Consider the following 16,780-nt stretch of genomic DNA (forward strand, 5'->3'; position numbering starts at 1 on the left):
ACCCTGTGGACACTGATCGGTACAAAAGGGTAGGACAGGTCGCCATGGCATATATCGACGGCCTCCTCCCGCCGGCCGGTCCGGCACCCGAGGCGCAAGACCACCAGGCCGCGGACGGGGCCACGGCCCTCGCGGTGACGGCCCTGCTCAACTGCCTGCTCCGCGAGGTGGCCGAACCCGCGGCCGCCGAGGACGACGTGTGGGTGCTGCCCGCGACCGGGCAGGTCCTGCACGTCCGCCCCGGACGGTACCCCGGCGCCCCCGCCCTGCGCACCCCCGACGGCCCGCGCCCGCTCTCCCTGGCCGGCCTGGTGGCGCTCACCGAGGACGAGCTGCGGACGCGCACCGGCCACGCCAACCCGTCCCTGGCCAAGGAGATCATGGAGAGCAGGGACGTCATGGCCGCGCTGCTGTCGGCCCAGCGCGCCACCACGCCGCCCGCCGACCTGTACCTGCGCTCGGAGCAGGCGCTCGTCGCCGGTCACCGCTACCACCCGGCCCCCAAGGCGCGCGGCGGATCGGGCCCGGACGCCTGGCTGCCCTACTCGCCGGAGGCGCGCGCGAGCTTCGCGCTGCCGCTGCTCGGGGTGCCCGCCGAGGCGCTGGTCGAGCAGGGCGACGCGAGCGCGCTCGACCGGCTCGGCCCGCCCGCCCCCGACGGCCTGACGCTGCTTCCCGCCCACCCCTGGCAGGTGGAGCTGCTGGGCGGGCTGAAGGAGCTGCGCCACCTCGGCGTCACACCCGCGCGGGCGGTGGCGACGGCCTCGATCCGCACGGTGTACCTGCCGGAGGCGGACCTGTTCTGCAAGTTCAGCCTGGACGTGCGGATCACCAACGACATCCGCCGCCTGTGGCTGCACGACCTGCGCTGGCTGGGCCTGATCGACGACCTGCTGGGCGTGGCGTTCGACGACCTGCCCGCGCACCGGCCGCGGCCCGCCGTCCTCGGCGACCGCGGCTACCGCAGCCTGGAGCTGGACGGGGACGGCGGCGAGGCGCTGGCGGTGATCGTCCGCGACGGCCTGGGCGGGCACCTGCGGCCGGGGCTGACGGCGCTGCTGGCCGCCGGGGTCAGCGAGGGCTTCCCCGGCAACCCGCTGGACGGCCTCGACGCCGCCGAGGCGCTCGGATGGTGGCGGCGCTACCTCGACCACGTCGTGCCACCGGTGCTGCACGCCTACTTCCGCCACGGCGTGGTGCTCGAATGCCACCTGCAGAACGTGCTCATCGGCGTGGACGAGCGGGGCCTGCCCGGCCAGGCGATCTTCCGCGACCACGAGGGCGTCAAGCTGACCGCGGACCGCCACAGCCTGCCCGGCGCCCGCACGCCCGTCGTGAGCCCCGCCTACGGCTGGGAACGGCTGCTGTACTGCCTGGTCGTCAACAACCTCTGCGAGATCGCCGGAGCCGTGGCCGAGCGGCACCCGGAGCTGCGGGCCGAGCTGTGGGCCGAGGCGAGATCGGTGTTCGCCGGCTGCGCCGAGGACCACGGCGAGCCCGAGGAGCTGCGGGAGCTGCTGGCCGGCGCGTACGTGCCCGCCAAGGCCAACCTGCTGCTGCGCTGGCTGGAGGCGGACGGCGCCGACATGCGCTGCGTGCCGACGCCCAGCCCTTTGCGACTCTTTACGCCATAAGCTATCCTCGCCGAGGACAACAGTTTACGGTGTATGGAATTCACGGAGGCTCCCGGTGACCACGGCGACGCTGCACGACGGAAGCACCATCGAGACAGAGGTCCACGGCTCGGGCCCGGTCCTGCTCCTGGCCGTCAACCCCAAGCCGATCGAGGGCGAGGCGGCCGAGGAGATGCGGAAGTGGGGGGCCGACCCCGCGCTGGGCCGCTCGCTCATCGACGGCCTGTCCGACGGCTTCCGCGTCGTGGCCTTCGACTACGAGGGCCACGTCCTGGCCCATCCCAAGCCGGACACGCTCACCCCCGACAACGTGGCGGCCGACATGCTGGCGGTGGCCGACGCGGTGGGGGCCGACCGGTTCGCCTACTACGGCTACTCCTGGCTGGCGCTCAGCGGGCTCCAGCTCGCCCTGCGCACCGACCGGCTCTCGGCGCTGGTCATGGGTGGCTACCCGCCGCTCGGCGGGCCCTACTCCGAGATGCTGAAGGTCACCGAGGCCACGTACCGGATGGCCGTCGCGCCGAAGACCGCCACGCCGCCGGCCACGGGGACGGGCGAGCCGGGCGACTGGTCCTCGACCGAGGTGACGCTGAGCGAGGGCCAGGCCAGGCAGTTCGCCACCCTGTACCGGGCGCTGCGCGGGTTCGACGACAGCCAGGTGCGCCTGTCCTGTCCCCGCCTGTGCTTCGTCGGCTCCGCCGACGAGATCGTCTACGACGAGCGGTGGGGCGGCGCCCGCGTCAGCATCGCCGGCCCGGTGCTCCGCGAGCGGGCCGCCATCGAGGCGCTGGGCTGGGACGTCGAGGTGCTCGACGGGCTCGACCACGCCGGGGCCATGCAGGCCGCGAACGTGCTGCCCATCCTGCGGCCCTGGCTGGAGAGGGCGCTGTTTCTCCCGGCCTGAGCTGGGCAGATGCCCGGCGGATCGGGGAACGGGGGGAACATGGCGAAGGGGAACGGCCGCGACGGCGTTCAGCCGGTCGATCAGCCCATCGGGAAGCTGGAACTCGTGCACGCCTTCGAGTCCGGCCCGATGCCGACCGGCGTCACGGTCTCCCGTGCCGGCCGGATATTCGTGAACTTCCCCAAATGGGGTGACGACGTTCCGGCGACCGTGGTCGAGCTGCGGGACGGCAAGGCCGTCCCCTATCCCGACCAGGAGTGGAACGCCGAGGCCGACGAGCCGTCGAAGTGGCTGGTCTCGGTGCAGAGCGTGGTCGTCGATCCCCTGGACCGGCTGTGGATCCTCGACACCGGCAGCCCGATGTTCCGGCCCACCAGGAAGGGCGGGCCGAAGCTCGTCTGCGTGGATCTGGAGACCGACACCGTGGTCAAGGTCATCATGTTCGACCGCGGTGTCGCCCTGGAGACGTCCTATCTCAACGACGTGCGGTTCGACCTGCGCAAAGGCGTCGCCTACCTCACCGACTCCGCCGACAAGGGGCCCAACGGGATCATCGTGGTCGATCTGGCCAGCGGGCAGGCGTGGCGCCGGCTGCACGACCACCCGAGCACCAAGGCGGCGCGGCCGCCGGACTTCGTGCCGGTCGTGGAGGGCCGGCCGTTCATGGAACGGCCGCAGGACGGGCCGCCGTCGCCCGTCCTGATGGGGTCGGACGGCATCGCGCTCCCGGCCGGCGGCGAGCGGCTCTGGTACTGCCCGCTGCTCTCCCGCCGCTGGTACAGCGTGTCCACGGACGCCCTGGTAGACCGCACGCTGGACGACGCCGAAGTGGCAGCGACGGTCAGGGACGAGGGCGACAAGGGCGGCTCGGCCGACGGCCTGGAGGCCGACGACGCCGGGCGCATCTACCTGACCGACTGGGAGCACAACGCGGTGCTGCGCCGGACGCCCGACGGCACGATCGACACCCTGGTGCACGACGCCCGCCTGCTGTGGCCGGACACGCTGTCGGTGGCCGACGGCCACCTGTACGTGACCGCCAACCAGCTGCACCGGCAGGCCAGGTTCCAGGAGGGGCAGGACCGGCGGCGGTACCCGTACGCGCTGTTCCGGGTGCCGATCGACGCCGGACCGGTCCGTCTGGTCTAGCGCCGCGGGCGCGCAGGGTCCGGGTCATGGTTTGCCGCCTTCGTCGACGCGGTATGCCCGCTACGTAGAGGTACTGATCGGATACCGATCGACGCCATCGCTGAACCTCTGCAATGGCCACTTGGGGGGCTTAAGGCCGATGAATGCCGCTAAATACGACTGGTTTCCTGACGGCGTGACCGTCCTGGGGGCGTCATGTCGCTGAACGCACGCATCGGCAGGATCGAGAGCCTGCTCGAACGGGCCGAACCGCCCGCCGTCGAGCTGGCCCAGGCCCTGCTCGACCTCTACGGCGAGGGCCTGACGCGGATCATGGCAGCGGCCGACGACGACCTGGCCGCCCGGCTGGCCGCCGACGACGTGGTCGCACACCTGCTGCTGCTGCACGACCTCCACCCGATCGACGTGCGGACCCGGGTCGAGGACGCGCTGCGCGGCACCGCCGCCGAGGTGATCGCCGTCGAGGGCGACCTGGTACGCCTGCGGCTCCCGGACGACGACGGGAGCTCGGCGGACGCGGTCCGCCGGGCCGTGCGCGACGCGGCCCCCGAGGTCGAGCAGGTCGAGATCGTCCGGTCGGCGCCCGGCGTGGGGGCCGGCAGATGGACCACGTGAGGCGCATCGCCCGCGCCGTCCTCTACGGGGGCTACCTGCTGTGGCCCAGCCGCCACTCCGCCCCGCCCGACCGGCGGCGCTGGAACTTCGGCGGCGTGCACCCCGAGTCCTACGGCCGGGCGCACGAGGGCAACCCGTGGCTGACCCAGACCCAGTGCCTGCTGGAGGCCGGCGGCGACGACGTCGTGGACGTGCACGTGCGCTTCCTGCACCTGGTCACCTGCGAGGTGGCCGTGCGGCGCGAGGGCGAGCTGGTCCGCGTGCCCGAGCTGACCGTCGGCGGCGCCCGCCACCTGCCCAGGGAGGAGGCCAAGGAGCGCGAGGTGGCCGAGACCGGGCTGCGCCTGGCCGACCTGCTGGCCTGCCCGACCGGCATGGAGATCCACGTGCCGCCGGGCCAGCGGGCCGAATGGCTCGACGGCGAGGGCGTGCTGCTGCGCGGCTGGGAGGCGCTGAGCGGCCGGGCCGAGGTGTTCGCCGAGCGGCTGCGCGAGGGCCTGTTCCGGCTCACCGTCCGGGTGGCGAACACCAGCCCGTGGCAGGGCGACTCGCGCGCGGAGGCCATGAAGCACACCCTGATCTCCGCGCACACGGTCGTGAGCTCGCCGGGCGGCCGGTTCGTCTCGCTGACGGAGCCGCCCGACGGGCTGCGCGCGCTCGCCGCGGGCTGCCACAACATCGGCACCTGGCCGGTGCTGGTGGGCGAGGAGGGCGACCGGCACACGATGTTGTCGGCCCCGGTCATCCTCTACGACCATCCCAAGGTCGCGCCTCAGAGCGGCACGTTCGACGCCACGGAGATCGACCAGCTCCTCGACCACTGCGCCGCGCTCACCCCGGAAGAGCTCATGCGCCTGCACGGCACCATGCGGGAGACGTGACATGGACACTCGGTACCCCACGGAACGGCCGGCCCCGGCCGAGGCGATCGTCGACGGCGTGCGGCTGGCCCCGGGCAGCCGGGTGCGCCTGCGCCCGAAGAGCCGCGCCGACATCCTCGACCTCGCGCTCGACGGCCGCCTGGCGGTGATCGAGAGCGTCGAGCGGGACGACGTCGGCGGCTTCCACGTCGGCGTCACGCTCGCCGGCGATCCGCTGCGCGACCTGGGCGAGTCCAGGCTGCCGTGCCACCGGTTCTTCTACTCGGCCGAGGAGCTCGAACCCGTCGGAGGGGGCTGCCGCCCGCGCGTCCTGGTGGCCGGGATCGGCAACGTCTTCCTCGGCGACGACGGCTTCGGCGTCGAGGTCGTGCGCCGCCTGGCCGACGACGACCTGCCCGCCGACGTGCTCGACTTCGGCAGCCGCGGCCTCGACCTGGCCTACGCGCTCCAGCGCGACTACGAGGCCGCGATCCTCGTGGACGCCGCGCCGCGCGGCGAGCCGCCGGGCACGCTCACCCTGCTCGAACCGGACATGCTCGAACCGGACATGCCCGGCCCGGGCGGCCCCGGCGGCATCGGGGCCGAGAGCCACGGCCTCGACCCGGTCAAGGTGCTGCGCATGGCCCGCGAGCTCGGCCGGGTGCCCGCGCGGGTGCTCGTGCTGTGCTGCGAGCCGGCCCGGCTGGTCACCGACGACGTGCTGGTGGAGCTGAGCGAGCCGGTGCGCGGGGCGGTCGAGGAGGCGGTGCGCATGGTGCGCTCGCTGGTCATGGACGTGCTGGCGGAACGGGCCTGACCCCGTCCGGCGGAACGGGCGTGGCACCGTCCGGGGCGCCCGGCACCGAGCGCATGCGGCCGATGATGGCGGTCGTCGAGCGGTCGGGCAGGTAGTCCAGCACCAGCACCTCGCCGCCGAGCGAGCGCACCAGCGGCGCCTCCGGCAGCATCTCCGGGGTGTAGTCGCCGCCCTTGACGTAGATCTCCGGCCTGATGAGCCTGAGCAGGCGTTCCGGGGTGTCCTCGTCGAACTCGGTCACGTAGTCCACGTCGTTCAGGGCGGCCAGCACCGACATGCGGTCCTCGCACGGGTTGAGCGGGCGTCCAGGGCCCTTGAGCCGGGTGACGCTGGCGTCGCTGTTGACCGCGACCACGAGCACGTCCCCGAGCTGCCCGGCCTGCTCCAGGTAGCTGACGTGGCCCCGGTGCAGCACGTCGAAGCAGCCGTTGGTGAACACGATCCGCTCGCCCCTGCGCCGGTGCTCGTCCAGGAGCTGGGCCAGGCGCTCGGCCGCCTGCACGGTGCCCTCCTGGCGGCGCAGGGCGCGCAGCAGCTCGTAGCGGGTGCAGATGGACGTGCCGGAACGGCGTACGACCACCCCGGCCGCGGCCTGGCCCGCCTCGGCGGCCTCCTCCGGCGTCGCGCCGGCGGCCAGCCAGAGCGAGAAGGCCGCGGTGTAGGTGTCGCCCGCGCCGGTCGCCATGTGCTGCGGCGCGGGCCGGGCGTAGGTCCGGTACGGCGGGCAGCCGGCCCGGTGCAGCAGCGTGCCCTCGCCGTCCAGGGTGGTCACCACGATCCCGGCCCCGGTGGCGGCCAGGATCTGCGCGGAGCGCGCCATCAGGTACGCCGGTCGATCGGCCGCGGCGTCCACCTCGCCGAGCAGGCCCACCACCTCGGCGTAGTTGGGCAGCACCGCCGCCGGCGCGCACTCGACCCAGGGCGCGACCGCGTGCGCGTCCACCACGAGCAGCGGCAGCCCGGCCAGCGCCCGGCGCACCGCCGGGGTGAACACGCCGCCGCCGTAGTCGCAGGCCACGACGACGTCCGCGCCGGCCACGGCCGCGGAGACGCGGGCCAGCAGCGCGCGTTCGGCCTCGGGCGGGATGACGTCGAGGTCCTCCTCGTCGTAGCGGGCGGTGAGCTGGCCGCTGGTGACCAGCCGCCGCTTGTGCGCGGTCCGCCGCCCCGGCACCGCCTGCAGGTCCGTCTCCACGCCGAGCAGCCGCAACGCCTGGACGAGCTGGTCGCCGCAGGCGTCGTCGCCCACGACGCCGACGAGCCGGACGCGCGCCCCCAGCGCCGCCAGGTTGGCCGCGGTGTTGCCGGCGCCGCCCGGCGCGTCCTCGACCGCCTCCAGGCTCATCACGGGCACCGGCGCCTCCTGGGCCAGCCGCTTGGCCGAGCCGTGCAGCCACGAGTCGAGCATGACGTCGCCGACGACGACCGCGCTGACCGTCTCTTCCCTCAGGGTGCCCATAGAGGGCGAGTACCTGTAAAAGCCCAGCTCAAACGCATACCAGCTCAAATAGGTTAGTCCGAAACCGAAGTTATGGGCCATCCCTGCCGGGTAGCCCGGCCGCTATGTACGGCCCTTCGGACACCGGGCTGCCGCCCAGGCGGGCCTGCCGCCTGGAGCTGCCGACCACTGTCGCGGACAGGAGCGCGGAATGCTACGACTACATGCCGGGGACCCCATGACGGCCCGGCCGGGCCTGGTCGAGGGCGTGCGGAGCATCGCCGTCCTACGGGCCAACGCGATCGGCGACTACCTGGTCGCGTTGCCGGCCATAGAGGCGATCAAGCTGGCCTACCCCGACGCCCGGCTCACCCTGCTCGGCACGCCGTGGCACGCCGAGTTCCTGTCCGGGCGGCCGGGACCGGTGGACGACGTGGTGGCGCTGCCGCCGATCACGGGGGTCTCGACGTCGGAGACCGGCTACCCGGTGCCCGGCGGGGCCCGCGCCGAGCTGCGGGAACGGGCGTTCGACCTGGCGGTGCAGATTCACGGCGGCGGGCGCTTCTCCAACCCGTTCGTGCGCTCGCTCGGGGCGCGGGTGACCGCCGGGCTGCGCTCCCCGGACGCCGAGGAGCTGGACCGGTGGGTGCCCTACACGTACTTCCAGCACGAGACGCTGCGTTTCCTCCAGGTCGCCGAGCTGGTCGGCGGGGTCGCCGAGCGGCTCGAACCGCTGGTGGCCGTCACCGCCCGCGACCGGGCGGAGCTGGCCGAGTCGTTCGGCGAGCCGCCGTCCGGGCTGGTCGCGCTGCATCCGGGGGCGACGGACCCGCGGCGGCGCTGGCCCCCCGAACGTTTCGCCGAGGTGGCCGACCGGCTGGCCCGGCCCGTCGCGGTGACCGGGAGCTGGGCCGAGAAGGACCTGGTGGAGGCGACGGTCGCGGCGATGCGCGGGCGGGCGCACCCGGTGCTCCCCGTCGTCGGGACGCTCACCCTCGGCGGCCTGGCCGCCCTGTACGAGCGCTGCGCCCTGGTGGTCGCCAACGACACCGGCCCGCGCCACCTCGCCGCGGCCGTCGGCACGCCCACGGTCGCCGTCTACTCGTGCGTCAACGTCATCAACGCCGGGCCGCTCAGCAGGACCGCGCACCGGCCGCTGATCTCCTGGACCACCCGGTGCCCGACCTGCGGCGCGAGCGGCGTGGACGCGGAGGCCGAACGCTGCGAGCACGACGGGACGTGGGTCACCGACGTCTCGGTGGACGACGTGACAGAACAGGCCGAAGACCTACTGAAGGGATATCGCGATGACTGACCAGGCCGTACTGGACGAACTGCAGGAAGCCCTGGACGAGGCGTTCCAGGGACGGGACCGGGTGGCGATGCGCGAGGTGTACGCGCGGGTCTCCGCGCACGTGCACATCCCCGCCGACATGCTGGCCCATCTCAACGAGGTGCCCGAGGGCAGCTACTCCAGGGAGGAGATGGCCGAGGCGATCAACGACGTCATCAGGCGGCGCGGCGAGCAGGACAGTCTGGGCCTGCTGAGCATCCCGCGGCAGCGGCCGGTGGAGGAGACCGCCGCCGCCGAGCGGGCCGTCGCCGACGACACGCCGCTCGAATACCTCAACCCGCCCCAGAACCCGCCGGACGACGGCCAGGCCCCGGAGTTCCGCGAACCGTAGAGGCTCTTCGAACTAGACCGTTCGTTCTTGAATGTGGTAGCTTCGCCGCGTGGCACGCAGCAAGGAGTTCGATCCCGAGGTCGCGCTCGACCGGGCGCTCGACCTGTTCTGGGAGCGCGGTTACGAGGCGACCTCGATGGCCGACCTGGTGGAGCGGCTGGGGCTGGCGCGGGCCAGCATCTACGGCACCTTCGGCGGCAAGCGGGAGCTCTACGTCAAGGCGCTGGAGCGCTACCTGGCCCGGCGCAACGTGGTCGAGCCGCTGGCCCAGCCGGGGCCCGCGGTGCCGGCCGTGCGCGCCTTCCTCGACGCCTACGTGGCCGAGATCCTCGCCGACGAGCTGCGGCGCGGCTGCATGGTCGTCAACACGGCCGTGGAGTTCGCCTCGCGCGACGCCGAGCTGGCCCGCCGGGTGACGGCGAGCTGGGCCGAGCTGGAGACCGCGCTCGCCGCCGCGCTGGTGCGCGCCCGCGCCCAGGGGGAGATCCCCGAGTCGAAGGACCCCTACGCGCTGGCCCGGTTCCTGCTCGTGCTGCTCCAGGGCCTGCGCGTGCTCGGGCGGGCCGACCCGGACCCGCGCCGCCTGCGCGACGCGGTCGAACAGGCCATGATTGCCGTGCAAATTTGAGACCGATCGTTCTAGGAGCTTGTCGTGTTCGAAGGAAAAGTCGTGCTTGTCACCGGGGCCACCGGGGTCGTGGGCCGGGCCGCCGCGCTGGCGTACGCCAGGAAGGGCGCGTCCGTGCTGGCCGCCGGGCGGGACACCGCGCGGCTCGGCGCGGTGGTCAAGGAGATCGAGGCGGCGGGCGGCCGGGCCACCGGCTTCACCGCGGACGTCACCGACTCGGCCTCCGTCGCCGCCATGGTGGAGGCCGCCGTCACCCGTTACGGCGGGCTCGACGTGGCGCTGAACGCCGCCGGCGTCTTCGGCATGCTGGCCCCGGTGGCCGACTACGACGAGGACACCTGGGACACCGTGCTCGCGGTGAACCTCAAGGGCGTGTTCCTGTCGATGAAGCACGAGATCGCCTACATGCGCGAGCACGGCGGCGGCGTGATCGTCAACGTGGCCAGCAACCTCGGCGCCCACTGGCGGCTGCCCGGGGCCGCCGCCTACGCCGCCTCGAAGGCCGCGGTGAGCCACCTGACCCGCACCGCCGCCCGCGACCACATCGCCGACGGCGTCCGCGTCAACGCCGTCAGCCCCGGCCCCATCGACTCGCCCATGTCCACGCGTCCCGGCGAGACGCCGGCCGAGCGCGACGAGCGCATGCGGCACGCCCTGCCCATCGGCCGCGTCGCCACCCCGGAGGAGATCGCCGCCGCCGCGCTGTGGCTGTCCTCGCCGGAGTCCAGCTTCGTCGTCGGCCAGGACCACGTGATCGACGGCGGCGCCACGGCCTGACTCAGCCGACGGTCACGGGCGGCCGGGTCTCCTTCATGGCCAGCACCGCCACCAGGCTGATCAGCCCGACCCCCGCCATGTACGCCGACACCGACAACGACGTGCCGGTCGCCTCGTGCAGGGCGGTCGCGACCAGCGGGGCGAACCCGCCGCCGAGCAGCGCGCCGACCGCGTACGAGAAGGAGACCCCGCTGTAGCGGTAGCGGGGCTCGAACATCTCGGCGAACAGCGCCGACTGCGGCCCGTACGTCGCGGCGAGCCCCACGTTGAGCACCACCACGGCGACCACCATCAGCGCCGCCACCCTGGTGTCCACCAGCAGGAAGAACGGCACGGCCCAGACCACGAGGAGCACCGAGCCGGCCAGGTAGACCGGCTTGCGGCCGATCCGGTCGGACCAGATCGCCGTGGCCACGATCCCGGCCAGCCAGGTCAGGCTGCCGACGATCACCACCACGAGCATGAGGTTCCTGCTGACCTTCAGCACCTGGGTGCCGTAGGACAGCAGGTAGGCGAGGAACACGTAGCCGATCGCGGTGTTGGCGACGAAGCTGGCCGAGGCGAGCAGCAGCGCCCGCGGCCGCTCGCGGAAGACGTCGAGGACGGGCCGCCTGCTGCGGGCCTGCTCGGCGGACAGCGCCCGGAACACCGGCGTCTCGGTCACCCGCAGCCTGATGAACAGCCCGACCGCGACCAGCACGATGCTGAACAGGAACGGCAGCCGCCAGCCCCAGCTCGCGAACTGCGCCTCCGACAGCCCGGCCGTCACCGCGACGTACACCAGTTGCGCCAGGATCAGCCCGGCGGGCACGCCCACCTGGGAGTACAGCCCGTAGCGGCCGCGCTTGCCGGGCGGGGCGTGCTCGACGGCGAGCAGCGCCGCGCCGCCCCACTCGCCGCCGGCGCTGAGCCCCTGGAGCAGCCGCAGGACCAGCAGCAGGATCGGGGCCGCCACCCCGATCCGGTCGTAGGTGGGCAGCAGCCCGACGCCGACCGTGGCCGCGCCCATCAGCAAAAGGGACGCGACCAGCATCGCCTTGCGCCCGAGCCGGTCGCCGAAGTGCCCCCACACCAGGCCGCCCACGGGCCGGGCCAGGAACCCGACGCCGAGCGTGGCGAACGCGGCCAGGGTGCCCGACGCGGGCGAGAGCGGGGAGAAGAACTGGGAGCCGAAGACCAGCGCGGCGGCCGTGGAGTAGATGAAGTAGTCGTACCACTCGATCGTGGTGCCGACCGCGCTCGCCATGGCGACGCGACGGAGTTGGGCGGGGTCCGGCTCTGCTGCCTCGTGGGTCATGGCGCCTCCCTCGACGCCAGAGTAGATCTTCCTCCGCCCGCTTCCCAGTGGGCCGGGGCAGGCGTCCCTAGAACGCCACCCCGCACCGCAGGATCACGTTCGCGTACGGCGTGGCCTCTCCGGTGCGGACGGCCAGCCGCACCCCCGCCGACAGCCGCTTCAGCTCCTCGTGCGGCACGTACGCCAGCCCCGGCAGCCGGGCGGCGAGCAGCTCGGCGCAGCCGGGGTTGCCCGCGCGCACCTCCTCGGCCGCCGTGGCCCCCTCGACGACGAGCTCGGCGAGCAGCCCGTCGAGCACGTCGGCGAAGGCCGGGATGCCCGGCAGGAAGGCCAGGTCGACCACCCGCACGCCGGGCGGCACGGGCATCCCGCTGTCACAGACCAGCACCTGGTCGGTGTGGCCGAGCCGGGCCATGGCCCCCGCCAGCTCGGCGTTCAGAATCCCCGCGCGTTTCACTGGAAGTCCGCGACGTTCTCCTTGGTCGCCACCTTGACGGGCACGGCCACCGTCTTGTCGATGGTCTCGCCCTTGGCGGCCTTGACCGCGGCCTGCACCGCCTGCTGGCCGAGCAGCGACGGCTGCTGGGCGACGCTGGCGGCCAGCGTGCCCGCCTGCACCGCCTTCAGGCCGTCGGGGGTGCCGTCGAAGCCGACGACCTTGACCTGCTGGCCCGCCTTGGCGCCCAGGGCCTTGATCGCGCCCAGCGCCATCTCGTCGTTCTCGGCGAAGACGCCGGTGATGCCGGGGTTCGACTGGAGCATGTTGGTCATGACGTCCAGGCCCTTGGTGCGGTCGAAGTCGGCCGGCTGCTTGGCCACGACCTTGATGTTCGGGTACGCGGCGATGCCCTCGGCGAAGCCCTGGCCCCGGTCGCGCGAGGCGGACGTGCCCGCCGTGCCCTGCAGCACGACCACGCTGCCCTTCTCGCCGAGCTGCTTGGCCAGCTCCTGGGCGGCCAGCTTGCCGCCGGCCACGTTGTCGGAGGCCACGGTCTGGGCCACCTCCGCGCCGTTGACGCCGCGGTCGGCCGCGATCACCGGGATCTTGACCCGGTCCGCCGCCTTGACCGCCGGGGCCGCCGCGTCGGAGTCCACCGGGTTGACGATGATCGCCTTCATGTTCTGGCTGGTGAAGTTCTGGACCTGGTTCACCTGCTGGGAGGCGTCGTTCTGGGCGTCGGTGACGGTCAGCGTGACGCCCTCCTTCTTGGCCTCCGCCTCCGCGCCGCTGCGCAGCTGCACGAAGTAGGGGTTGTTCAGGGTCGACACCGACATGCCGATCTTGATGTCCCCGCCCCCCGAGGACGTGCCACCGGAGCCCCCGTCGCCGGAGGAGCCGCAGGCGGCCAGGCCGAGCGTGAGCGCGGCGCCGGCCATGACAATCGCGGGAATCCGCATGATCTTTACTTCCTTTTCCTAGTTCGTTCCCCTGCGCCGCAGGGTGTCGACGAGGACCGCGAGCGCGATCACCACGCCGATCACGACCTGCTGCCAGAACGCCGAGACGGACAGCAGGTTCAGCCCGTTGCGCAGCACGGCGAGGATGAGCGCGCCGACGAAGGTGCCGAGCGCCCTGCCCTTGCCGCCGGACAGGCTCGCGCCGCCGATGACGACGGCCGCGATCGCGTCCAGTTCGTAGCCCGCCGCGGCCTGCGGCTGCGCCGAGGCCAGCCGGCTGGCCAGGACGATGCCGGCCACCGCCGCGAAGACGCCGGACAGCGCGTACGTGATGAGCTTCTGCCGGTTGACCTTGATGCCGGACAGCCGGGCGGCCTCCTCGTTGCCGCCGATGGCGTACATGGCCCGGCCCGGGTACGTGCGGTTGAGCACCACGGCCGCGATCACGCCCATGACCAGCATCACCAGCACCGGGATCGGCAGGTAGTCGCCGAGCGTGTCGCCCAGGTGCGAGACCGAGTCGGGCATCGCGATCGGGCTGCCCTGCGAGATGACCAGCGCCAGACCGCGGGCGATGCCCAGCATGGCCAGCGTGGCGATGAACGGCGGCAGCTTGCCGTACGCGATCAGGGCGGCGTTGACCAGGCCGCACACGACGCCGACGGCCAGCGAGACCACGACGGCGACCGGCCACGGCAGCCCGGCGCTGGTGGCCGTCCAGGCCAGCACGATCGCCGACAGCGCGGCGACCGAGCCGACGGACAGGTCGATGCCGCCGGTGACGATCACGAACGTGGCACCGAAGGCCAGGATCGCGGTGACGGCCGCCTGGACGCCGACGTTGAGCAGGTTCGTCACGCTGAGGAAGTCGGAGGACAACAACGACAGCGCCACGACCAGCACGACGAGCGCGGCGAGCGCGCCGTTCTCGGCGAACCAGGCCGCGGCGGGCGACCGGCGGCCGGTGAGCTTGTTCGGAACGGTGCTACTTGGCACGGGGACCCTCCACATCCGTGACCGCGAGGGCCATGACGTCGTCTTGCGTGGCCCCGGCCGCGGGCAGCTCGCCGACGAGCCTGCCGCGGGCCATGACCAGAATGCGGTCGCTCATGCCGAGCACCTCCGGCAGATCGCTGGAGATCATGAGCACGGCGTGCCCGGAGGCGGTGAGCGCATTGATGAGCTGGTAGATCTCGACCTTGGCCCCGACGTCGATGCCGCGGGTCGGCTCGTCGAGGATGAGCACGCCCGCGTCGGCGACCAGCCACTTGCCGATGACGACCTTCTGCTGGTTGCCGCCGGACAGCGTGCGGACCTCCTGGTCCAGGCCGGTCATCCGGATGCCGAGCTGCTCGGCCACCTTCCCGGCGGCCCTGCGCTGGCCGGCGCGGTCGACGAAGCCGGCGCGGGTGGCGGCGCGCATGGTGACCAGGCCCAGGTTCTCGGCGACGTCCGCGCCGAGCACCAGGCCCTGGCCCTTGCGGTCCTCGGGGACCAGGCCGAGCCCGGCCTCCATGGCGGCGTGCACGTCGCCGGGCGCCAGGCGGGTGCCACGGACGACCACCTCGCCGGTGTCGTAGCGGTCGGCGCCGAAGACGGCCCGCGCGACCTCGGTGCGGCCCGCGCCGACCAGTCCGGCGACCCCGACCACCTCGCCCGCGCGCACCTCGAACGAGACGTCGTCGAAGACGCCCCTGCGGCCGAGGCCGGAGACCTTGAGCAGGGCCTCGCCGCGTTCGGCGGCCTGCCGCGGGAACTGCTGGTCGATCGGGCGGCCCACCATGAGCCTGACCAGCTCGTCCTGGGCGGTGTCGGCGGGGATCTCGGTGACGGACCTGCCGTCGCGCAGCACGGTCACCCGGTCGCCGATCTCGGCGATCTCCTCCAGGTGGTGGGTGATGAACACGATCGAGACGCCCTCGTCGCGGAGCTGGCGGACGATCGTGAACAACTTGGCGACCTCGCCGGAGGTGAGCACGGCGGTGGGCTCGTCCATGATGAGCACGCGGGCGTCGAGCGCGAGCGCCTTGGCGATCTCCACCATCTGCATGCGGGCGATGCCGAGCCGGGAGATCGGCGTCGCCGGGTCGACGTCCACGCCGACGCGGTCGAGCAGTGCCTTGGCCTGCCGTTCCATGCGCTTCTTGTCCACCAGCCCGAAGCGGCGCGGCGGGCGGCCGAGCGCCAGGTTCTCCGCGACGGTGAGCTGGGGGACCAGGTTGAACTCCTGGTAGATGGTGGCGATGCCGAGCCGCTGGGCGTCGCCCGCCGACCGGATGTCCACCGGCTGCCCGTCGACGGTGACGTGCCCGCCGTCCGGCCGGTACGCGCCCGACAGGATCTTGATCAGCGTGCTCTTGCCCGCGCCGTTCTCGCCGAGCAGGACGTGCACCTCACCGGCGCGCAGGCTCAGATCGACGCCGTCGAGTGCCACGACGCCGGGGAAGACCTTGCGCAGGCCCTCGGCCTTGAGTATCTCCGCGGTCACTCCATGATCCCTTTCCGCTCGCATGATCGGCGAATCACCAGGCGCGCCGGCAGGACGTGCGAGTCGGCCGCCTGCCCGCTCTGGATCCGGCCGATCACGAGCCGCACGGCCAGGCGCCCCATCTCGGCCGTCGGCTGGGCGATGGCGGTGATCGGCGGGGCGGTGTGCTTGAACCAGGTCACGTCGTCGAAGGAGGCGACGGCCACGTCGGCGGGGATGCGCAGGCCCCTGGCCTGGATCTCCTCCAGACCGCCGAGCGTCATCAGGTTGTCGCCGAAGAAGATCGCCTCGGGCGGCTCGGGCAGGTCGAGCAGCTCGGCGGTGATGCGCCGGCCGCTGCCCTCGCGGAAGTCGCCGGGGCGCACGTACTCGGGGCGCACCTCCAGGCCCTCGGCGGCCATCGCGGCGGCGAAGGCGGCCGTGCGCTCGCGGCCGGTGGACAGGGTGGCCGGGCCGGAGGCCAGGGCGATCCGCCGGTGGCCCTGCTCGCGCAGGTGGCGGACCAGCTCGGCGATGGCGGCGGCGCCGTCGGAACGCACGGAGGGCACGTCGAGGCCGGAGATCGTGCGGTCGAGGAACACCACCGGGCGGCCGGCCTCGGCCAGCTGCTGCACCAGCGGGGTGACCTCGGCGGTCGGGCAGATCAGCAGCCCGTCGACGCGCTGCTCCAGCAGCGTGCGGACGTAGTGGTCCTGCTGGTCGGCGCGCTCGTCGGCGTTGCCCATGACGACCGTGAAGCCCTCGCGCCTGGCCTCGTCCTCGACGCTCCTGGCCAGCTCGGTGAAGAACGGGTTCAGGACGTCGCCGATGATCAGGCCGATCGTCCTGGTCGCGGTGGTGCGCAGGGAGCGGGCGACGGCGTTCGGCACGTAGTTGAGCGCGCTCATCGCGTCGTAAACTCGGCGCCGGGTCTCCTCGTTGACCGAGGGGTTGTCGTTGAGCACGCGGGAGACCGTGGCGACGGAGACACCGGCCTGCGCGGCGACGTCCTTGATCCTTGCCATCGTTCCTCCGTGTAATCGATTACACGCCAGCTTATGAAATCGATTACATGATTGGCAAAGTGAAATGGCTCACACCCCTGGGGGAG

At 72.9% G+C, this 16,780-nt stretch carries 17 protein-coding genes; 10 read left to right on the forward strand and 7 right to left on the reverse strand.

What is annotated here, in order from left to right:
• The first annotated feature begins 44 nt into the window (after nucleotides 1-44).
• The 6 genes from AB0C33_RS24635 to AB0C33_RS24660 all read left to right on the forward strand — a co-directional run bounded on the left by AB0C33_RS24635 (nucleotide 45) and on the right by AB0C33_RS24660 (nucleotide 5,979).
• Nucleotides 45-1,634: an IucA/IucC family C-terminal-domain containing protein gene (locus tag AB0C33_RS24635; RefSeq protein ID WP_358291715.1), complete on the forward strand. Its 1,590-nt coding sequence runs from the start codon at nucleotides 45-47 to the stop codon at nucleotides 1,632-1,634.
• A gap of 55 nt (nucleotides 1,635-1,689) precedes the next feature.
• The gene (locus AB0C33_RS24640) at nucleotides 1,690-2,538 is read left to right on the forward strand and encodes an alpha/beta hydrolase (RefSeq protein WP_358291716.1); all 849 of its coding nucleotides are present in this window, start codon (nucleotides 1,690-1,692) and stop codon (nucleotides 2,536-2,538) included.
• Nucleotides 2,539-2,577: 39 nt separating this feature from the next.
• Nucleotides 2,578-3,687, forward strand: a complete 1,110-nt coding sequence (locus tag AB0C33_RS24645) for an L-dopachrome tautomerase-related protein (RefSeq protein ID WP_358291718.1) — start codon at nucleotides 2,578-2,580, stop codon at nucleotides 3,685-3,687.
• 195 nt (nucleotides 3,688-3,882) lie between these two features.
• Entirely contained in the window at nucleotides 3,883-4,302 is a 420-nt protein-coding gene (locus tag AB0C33_RS24650) for a hypothetical protein (protein ID WP_352358745.1), read from the forward strand.
• The gene (locus AB0C33_RS24655) at nucleotides 4,290-5,183 is read left to right on the forward strand and encodes a hypothetical protein (protein WP_358291720.1); all 894 of its coding nucleotides are present in this window, start codon (nucleotides 4,290-4,292) and stop codon (nucleotides 5,181-5,183) included. The genes AB0C33_RS24650 and AB0C33_RS24655 overlap by 13 nt, the downstream gene beginning before the upstream one ends.
• A gap of 1 nt (nucleotide 5,184) precedes the next feature.
• Entirely contained in the window at nucleotides 5,185-5,979 is a 795-nt protein-coding gene (locus AB0C33_RS24660) for a hydrogenase maturation protease (protein WP_358291722.1), read from the forward strand.
• On the opposite strand, the gene rfaE2 is transcribed toward AB0C33_RS24660, so the two are convergent.
• Nucleotides 5,951-7,438, reverse strand: coding sequence for a D-glycero-beta-D-manno-heptose 1-phosphate adenylyltransferase (gene rfaE2, locus AB0C33_RS24665; protein ID WP_358291724.1), 1,488 nt, complete (start codon nucleotides 7,436-7,438; stop codon nucleotides 5,951-5,953). The genes AB0C33_RS24660 and rfaE2 overlap by 29 nt on opposite strands.
• Nucleotides 7,439-7,628: 190 nt before the next feature.
• Between rfaE2 and AB0C33_RS24670 the strand changes: the two genes are divergently transcribed.
• Genes AB0C33_RS24670 through AB0C33_RS24685 form a run of 4 tightly spaced genes read left to right on the forward strand, consistent with a single transcriptional unit; the run spans nucleotide 7,629 to nucleotide 10,507 of the window.
• Nucleotides 7,629-8,732: a glycosyltransferase family 9 protein gene (locus tag AB0C33_RS24670; protein ID WP_358291726.1), complete on the forward strand. Its 1,104-nt coding sequence runs from the start codon at nucleotides 7,629-7,631 to the stop codon at nucleotides 8,730-8,732.
• A complete protein-coding gene (locus AB0C33_RS24675; protein ID WP_358291728.1) occupies nucleotides 8,725-9,102 on the forward strand; it encodes a hypothetical protein in 378 nt (125 codons plus the stop codon). Before AB0C33_RS24670 ends, AB0C33_RS24675 begins: the two co-directional genes overlap by 8 nt.
• A 49-nt stretch (nucleotides 9,103-9,151) precedes the next feature.
• Entirely contained in the window at nucleotides 9,152-9,730 is a 579-nt protein-coding gene (locus AB0C33_RS24680) for a helix-turn-helix domain-containing protein (protein ID WP_358291730.1), read from the forward strand.
• Nucleotides 9,731-9,754: 24 nt separating this feature from the next.
• Entirely contained in the window at nucleotides 9,755-10,507 is a 753-nt protein-coding gene (locus AB0C33_RS24685; RefSeq protein ID WP_358291732.1) for an SDR family oxidoreductase, read from the forward strand.
• Nucleotide 10,508: 1 nt separating this feature from the next.
• Here the strand turns inward: AB0C33_RS24685 and AB0C33_RS24690 are convergent, their stop codons facing one another.
• The 6 genes from AB0C33_RS24690 to AB0C33_RS24715 all read right to left on the reverse strand — a co-directional run bounded on the left by AB0C33_RS24690 (nucleotide 10,509) and on the right by AB0C33_RS24715 (nucleotide 16,694).
• Nucleotides 10,509-11,804 (reverse strand): MFS transporter, encoded by a 1,296-nt coding sequence (locus AB0C33_RS24690; protein ID WP_358291734.1) that lies wholly within the window; start codon nucleotides 11,802-11,804, stop codon nucleotides 10,509-10,511.
• A 67-nt stretch (nucleotides 11,805-11,871) separates the two neighbouring features.
• A complete protein-coding gene (gene rbsD, locus AB0C33_RS24695) occupies nucleotides 11,872-12,261 on the reverse strand; it encodes a D-ribose pyranase (protein WP_358291736.1) in 390 nt (129 codons plus the stop codon).
• The gene (locus AB0C33_RS24700) at nucleotides 12,258-13,202 is read right to left on the reverse strand and encodes a substrate-binding domain-containing protein (protein ID WP_358291739.1); all 945 of its coding nucleotides are present in this window, start codon (nucleotides 13,200-13,202) and stop codon (nucleotides 12,258-12,260) included. Before AB0C33_RS24700 ends, rbsD begins: the two co-directional genes overlap by 4 nt.
• A gap of 18 nt (nucleotides 13,203-13,220) precedes the next feature.
• On the reverse strand, nucleotides 13,221-14,198 hold the full coding sequence (locus tag AB0C33_RS24705) for an ABC transporter permease (RefSeq protein ID WP_352358766.1): 978 nt from the start codon (nucleotides 14,196-14,198) through the stop codon (nucleotides 13,221-13,223).
• Entirely contained in the window at nucleotides 14,188-15,690 is a 1,503-nt protein-coding gene (locus AB0C33_RS24710) for a sugar ABC transporter ATP-binding protein (RefSeq protein ID WP_358291741.1), read from the reverse strand. Before AB0C33_RS24710 ends, AB0C33_RS24705 begins: the two co-directional genes overlap by 11 nt.
• On the reverse strand, nucleotides 15,687-16,694 hold the full coding sequence (locus tag AB0C33_RS24715) for a LacI family DNA-binding transcriptional regulator (RefSeq protein ID WP_352358770.1): 1,008 nt from the start codon (nucleotides 16,692-16,694) through the stop codon (nucleotides 15,687-15,689). Before AB0C33_RS24715 ends, AB0C33_RS24710 begins: the two co-directional genes overlap by 4 nt.
• Between the last annotated feature and the right edge of the window lie 86 nt (nucleotides 16,695-16,780).

The sequence above is a fragment of the Nonomuraea sp. NPDC048881 genome (assembly GCF_040649795.1).
In the GTDB taxonomy this organism is placed as follows: domain Bacteria; phylum Actinomycetota; class Actinomycetes; order Streptosporangiales; family Streptosporangiaceae; genus Nonomuraea.

Coding starts and splice junctions, on each gene's coding strand:
- AB0C33_RS24635 (WP_358291715.1), top strand. CDS start 45: ATGGCATATATCGACGGCCTCCTCCCGCCGGCCGGTCCGGCACCCGAG.
- AB0C33_RS24645 (WP_358291718.1), top strand. CDS start 2,578: ATGGCGAAGGGGAACGGCCGCGACGGCGTTCAGCCGGTCGATCAGCCC.
- AB0C33_RS24650 (WP_352358745.1), top strand. CDS start 3,883: ATGTCGCTGAACGCACGCATCGGCAGGATCGAGAGCCTGCTCGAACGG.
- AB0C33_RS24655 (WP_358291720.1), top strand. CDS start 4,290: ATGGACCACGTGAGGCGCATCGCCCGCGCCGTCCTCTACGGGGGCTAC.
- AB0C33_RS24660 (WP_358291722.1), top strand. CDS start 5,185: ATGGACACTCGGTACCCCACGGAACGGCCGGCCCCGGCCGAGGCGATC.
- rfaE2 (WP_358291724.1), bottom strand. CDS start 7,438: ATGGGCACCCTGAGGGAAGAGACGGTCAGCGCGGTCGTCGTCGGCGAC.
- AB0C33_RS24670 (WP_358291726.1), top strand. CDS start 7,629: ATGCTACGACTACATGCCGGGGACCCCATGACGGCCCGGCCGGGCCTG.
- AB0C33_RS24675 (WP_358291728.1), top strand. CDS start 8,725: ATGACTGACCAGGCCGTACTGGACGAACTGCAGGAAGCCCTGGACGAG.
- AB0C33_RS24690 (WP_358291734.1), bottom strand. CDS start 11,804: ATGACCCACGAGGCAGCAGAGCCGGACCCCGCCCAACTCCGTCGCGTC.
- AB0C33_RS24700 (WP_358291739.1), bottom strand. CDS start 13,202: ATGCGGATTCCCGCGATTGTCATGGCCGGCGCCGCGCTCACGCTCGGC.
- AB0C33_RS24715 (WP_352358770.1), bottom strand. CDS start 16,694: ATGGCAAGGATCAAGGACGTCGCCGCGCAGGCCGGTGTCTCCGTCGCC.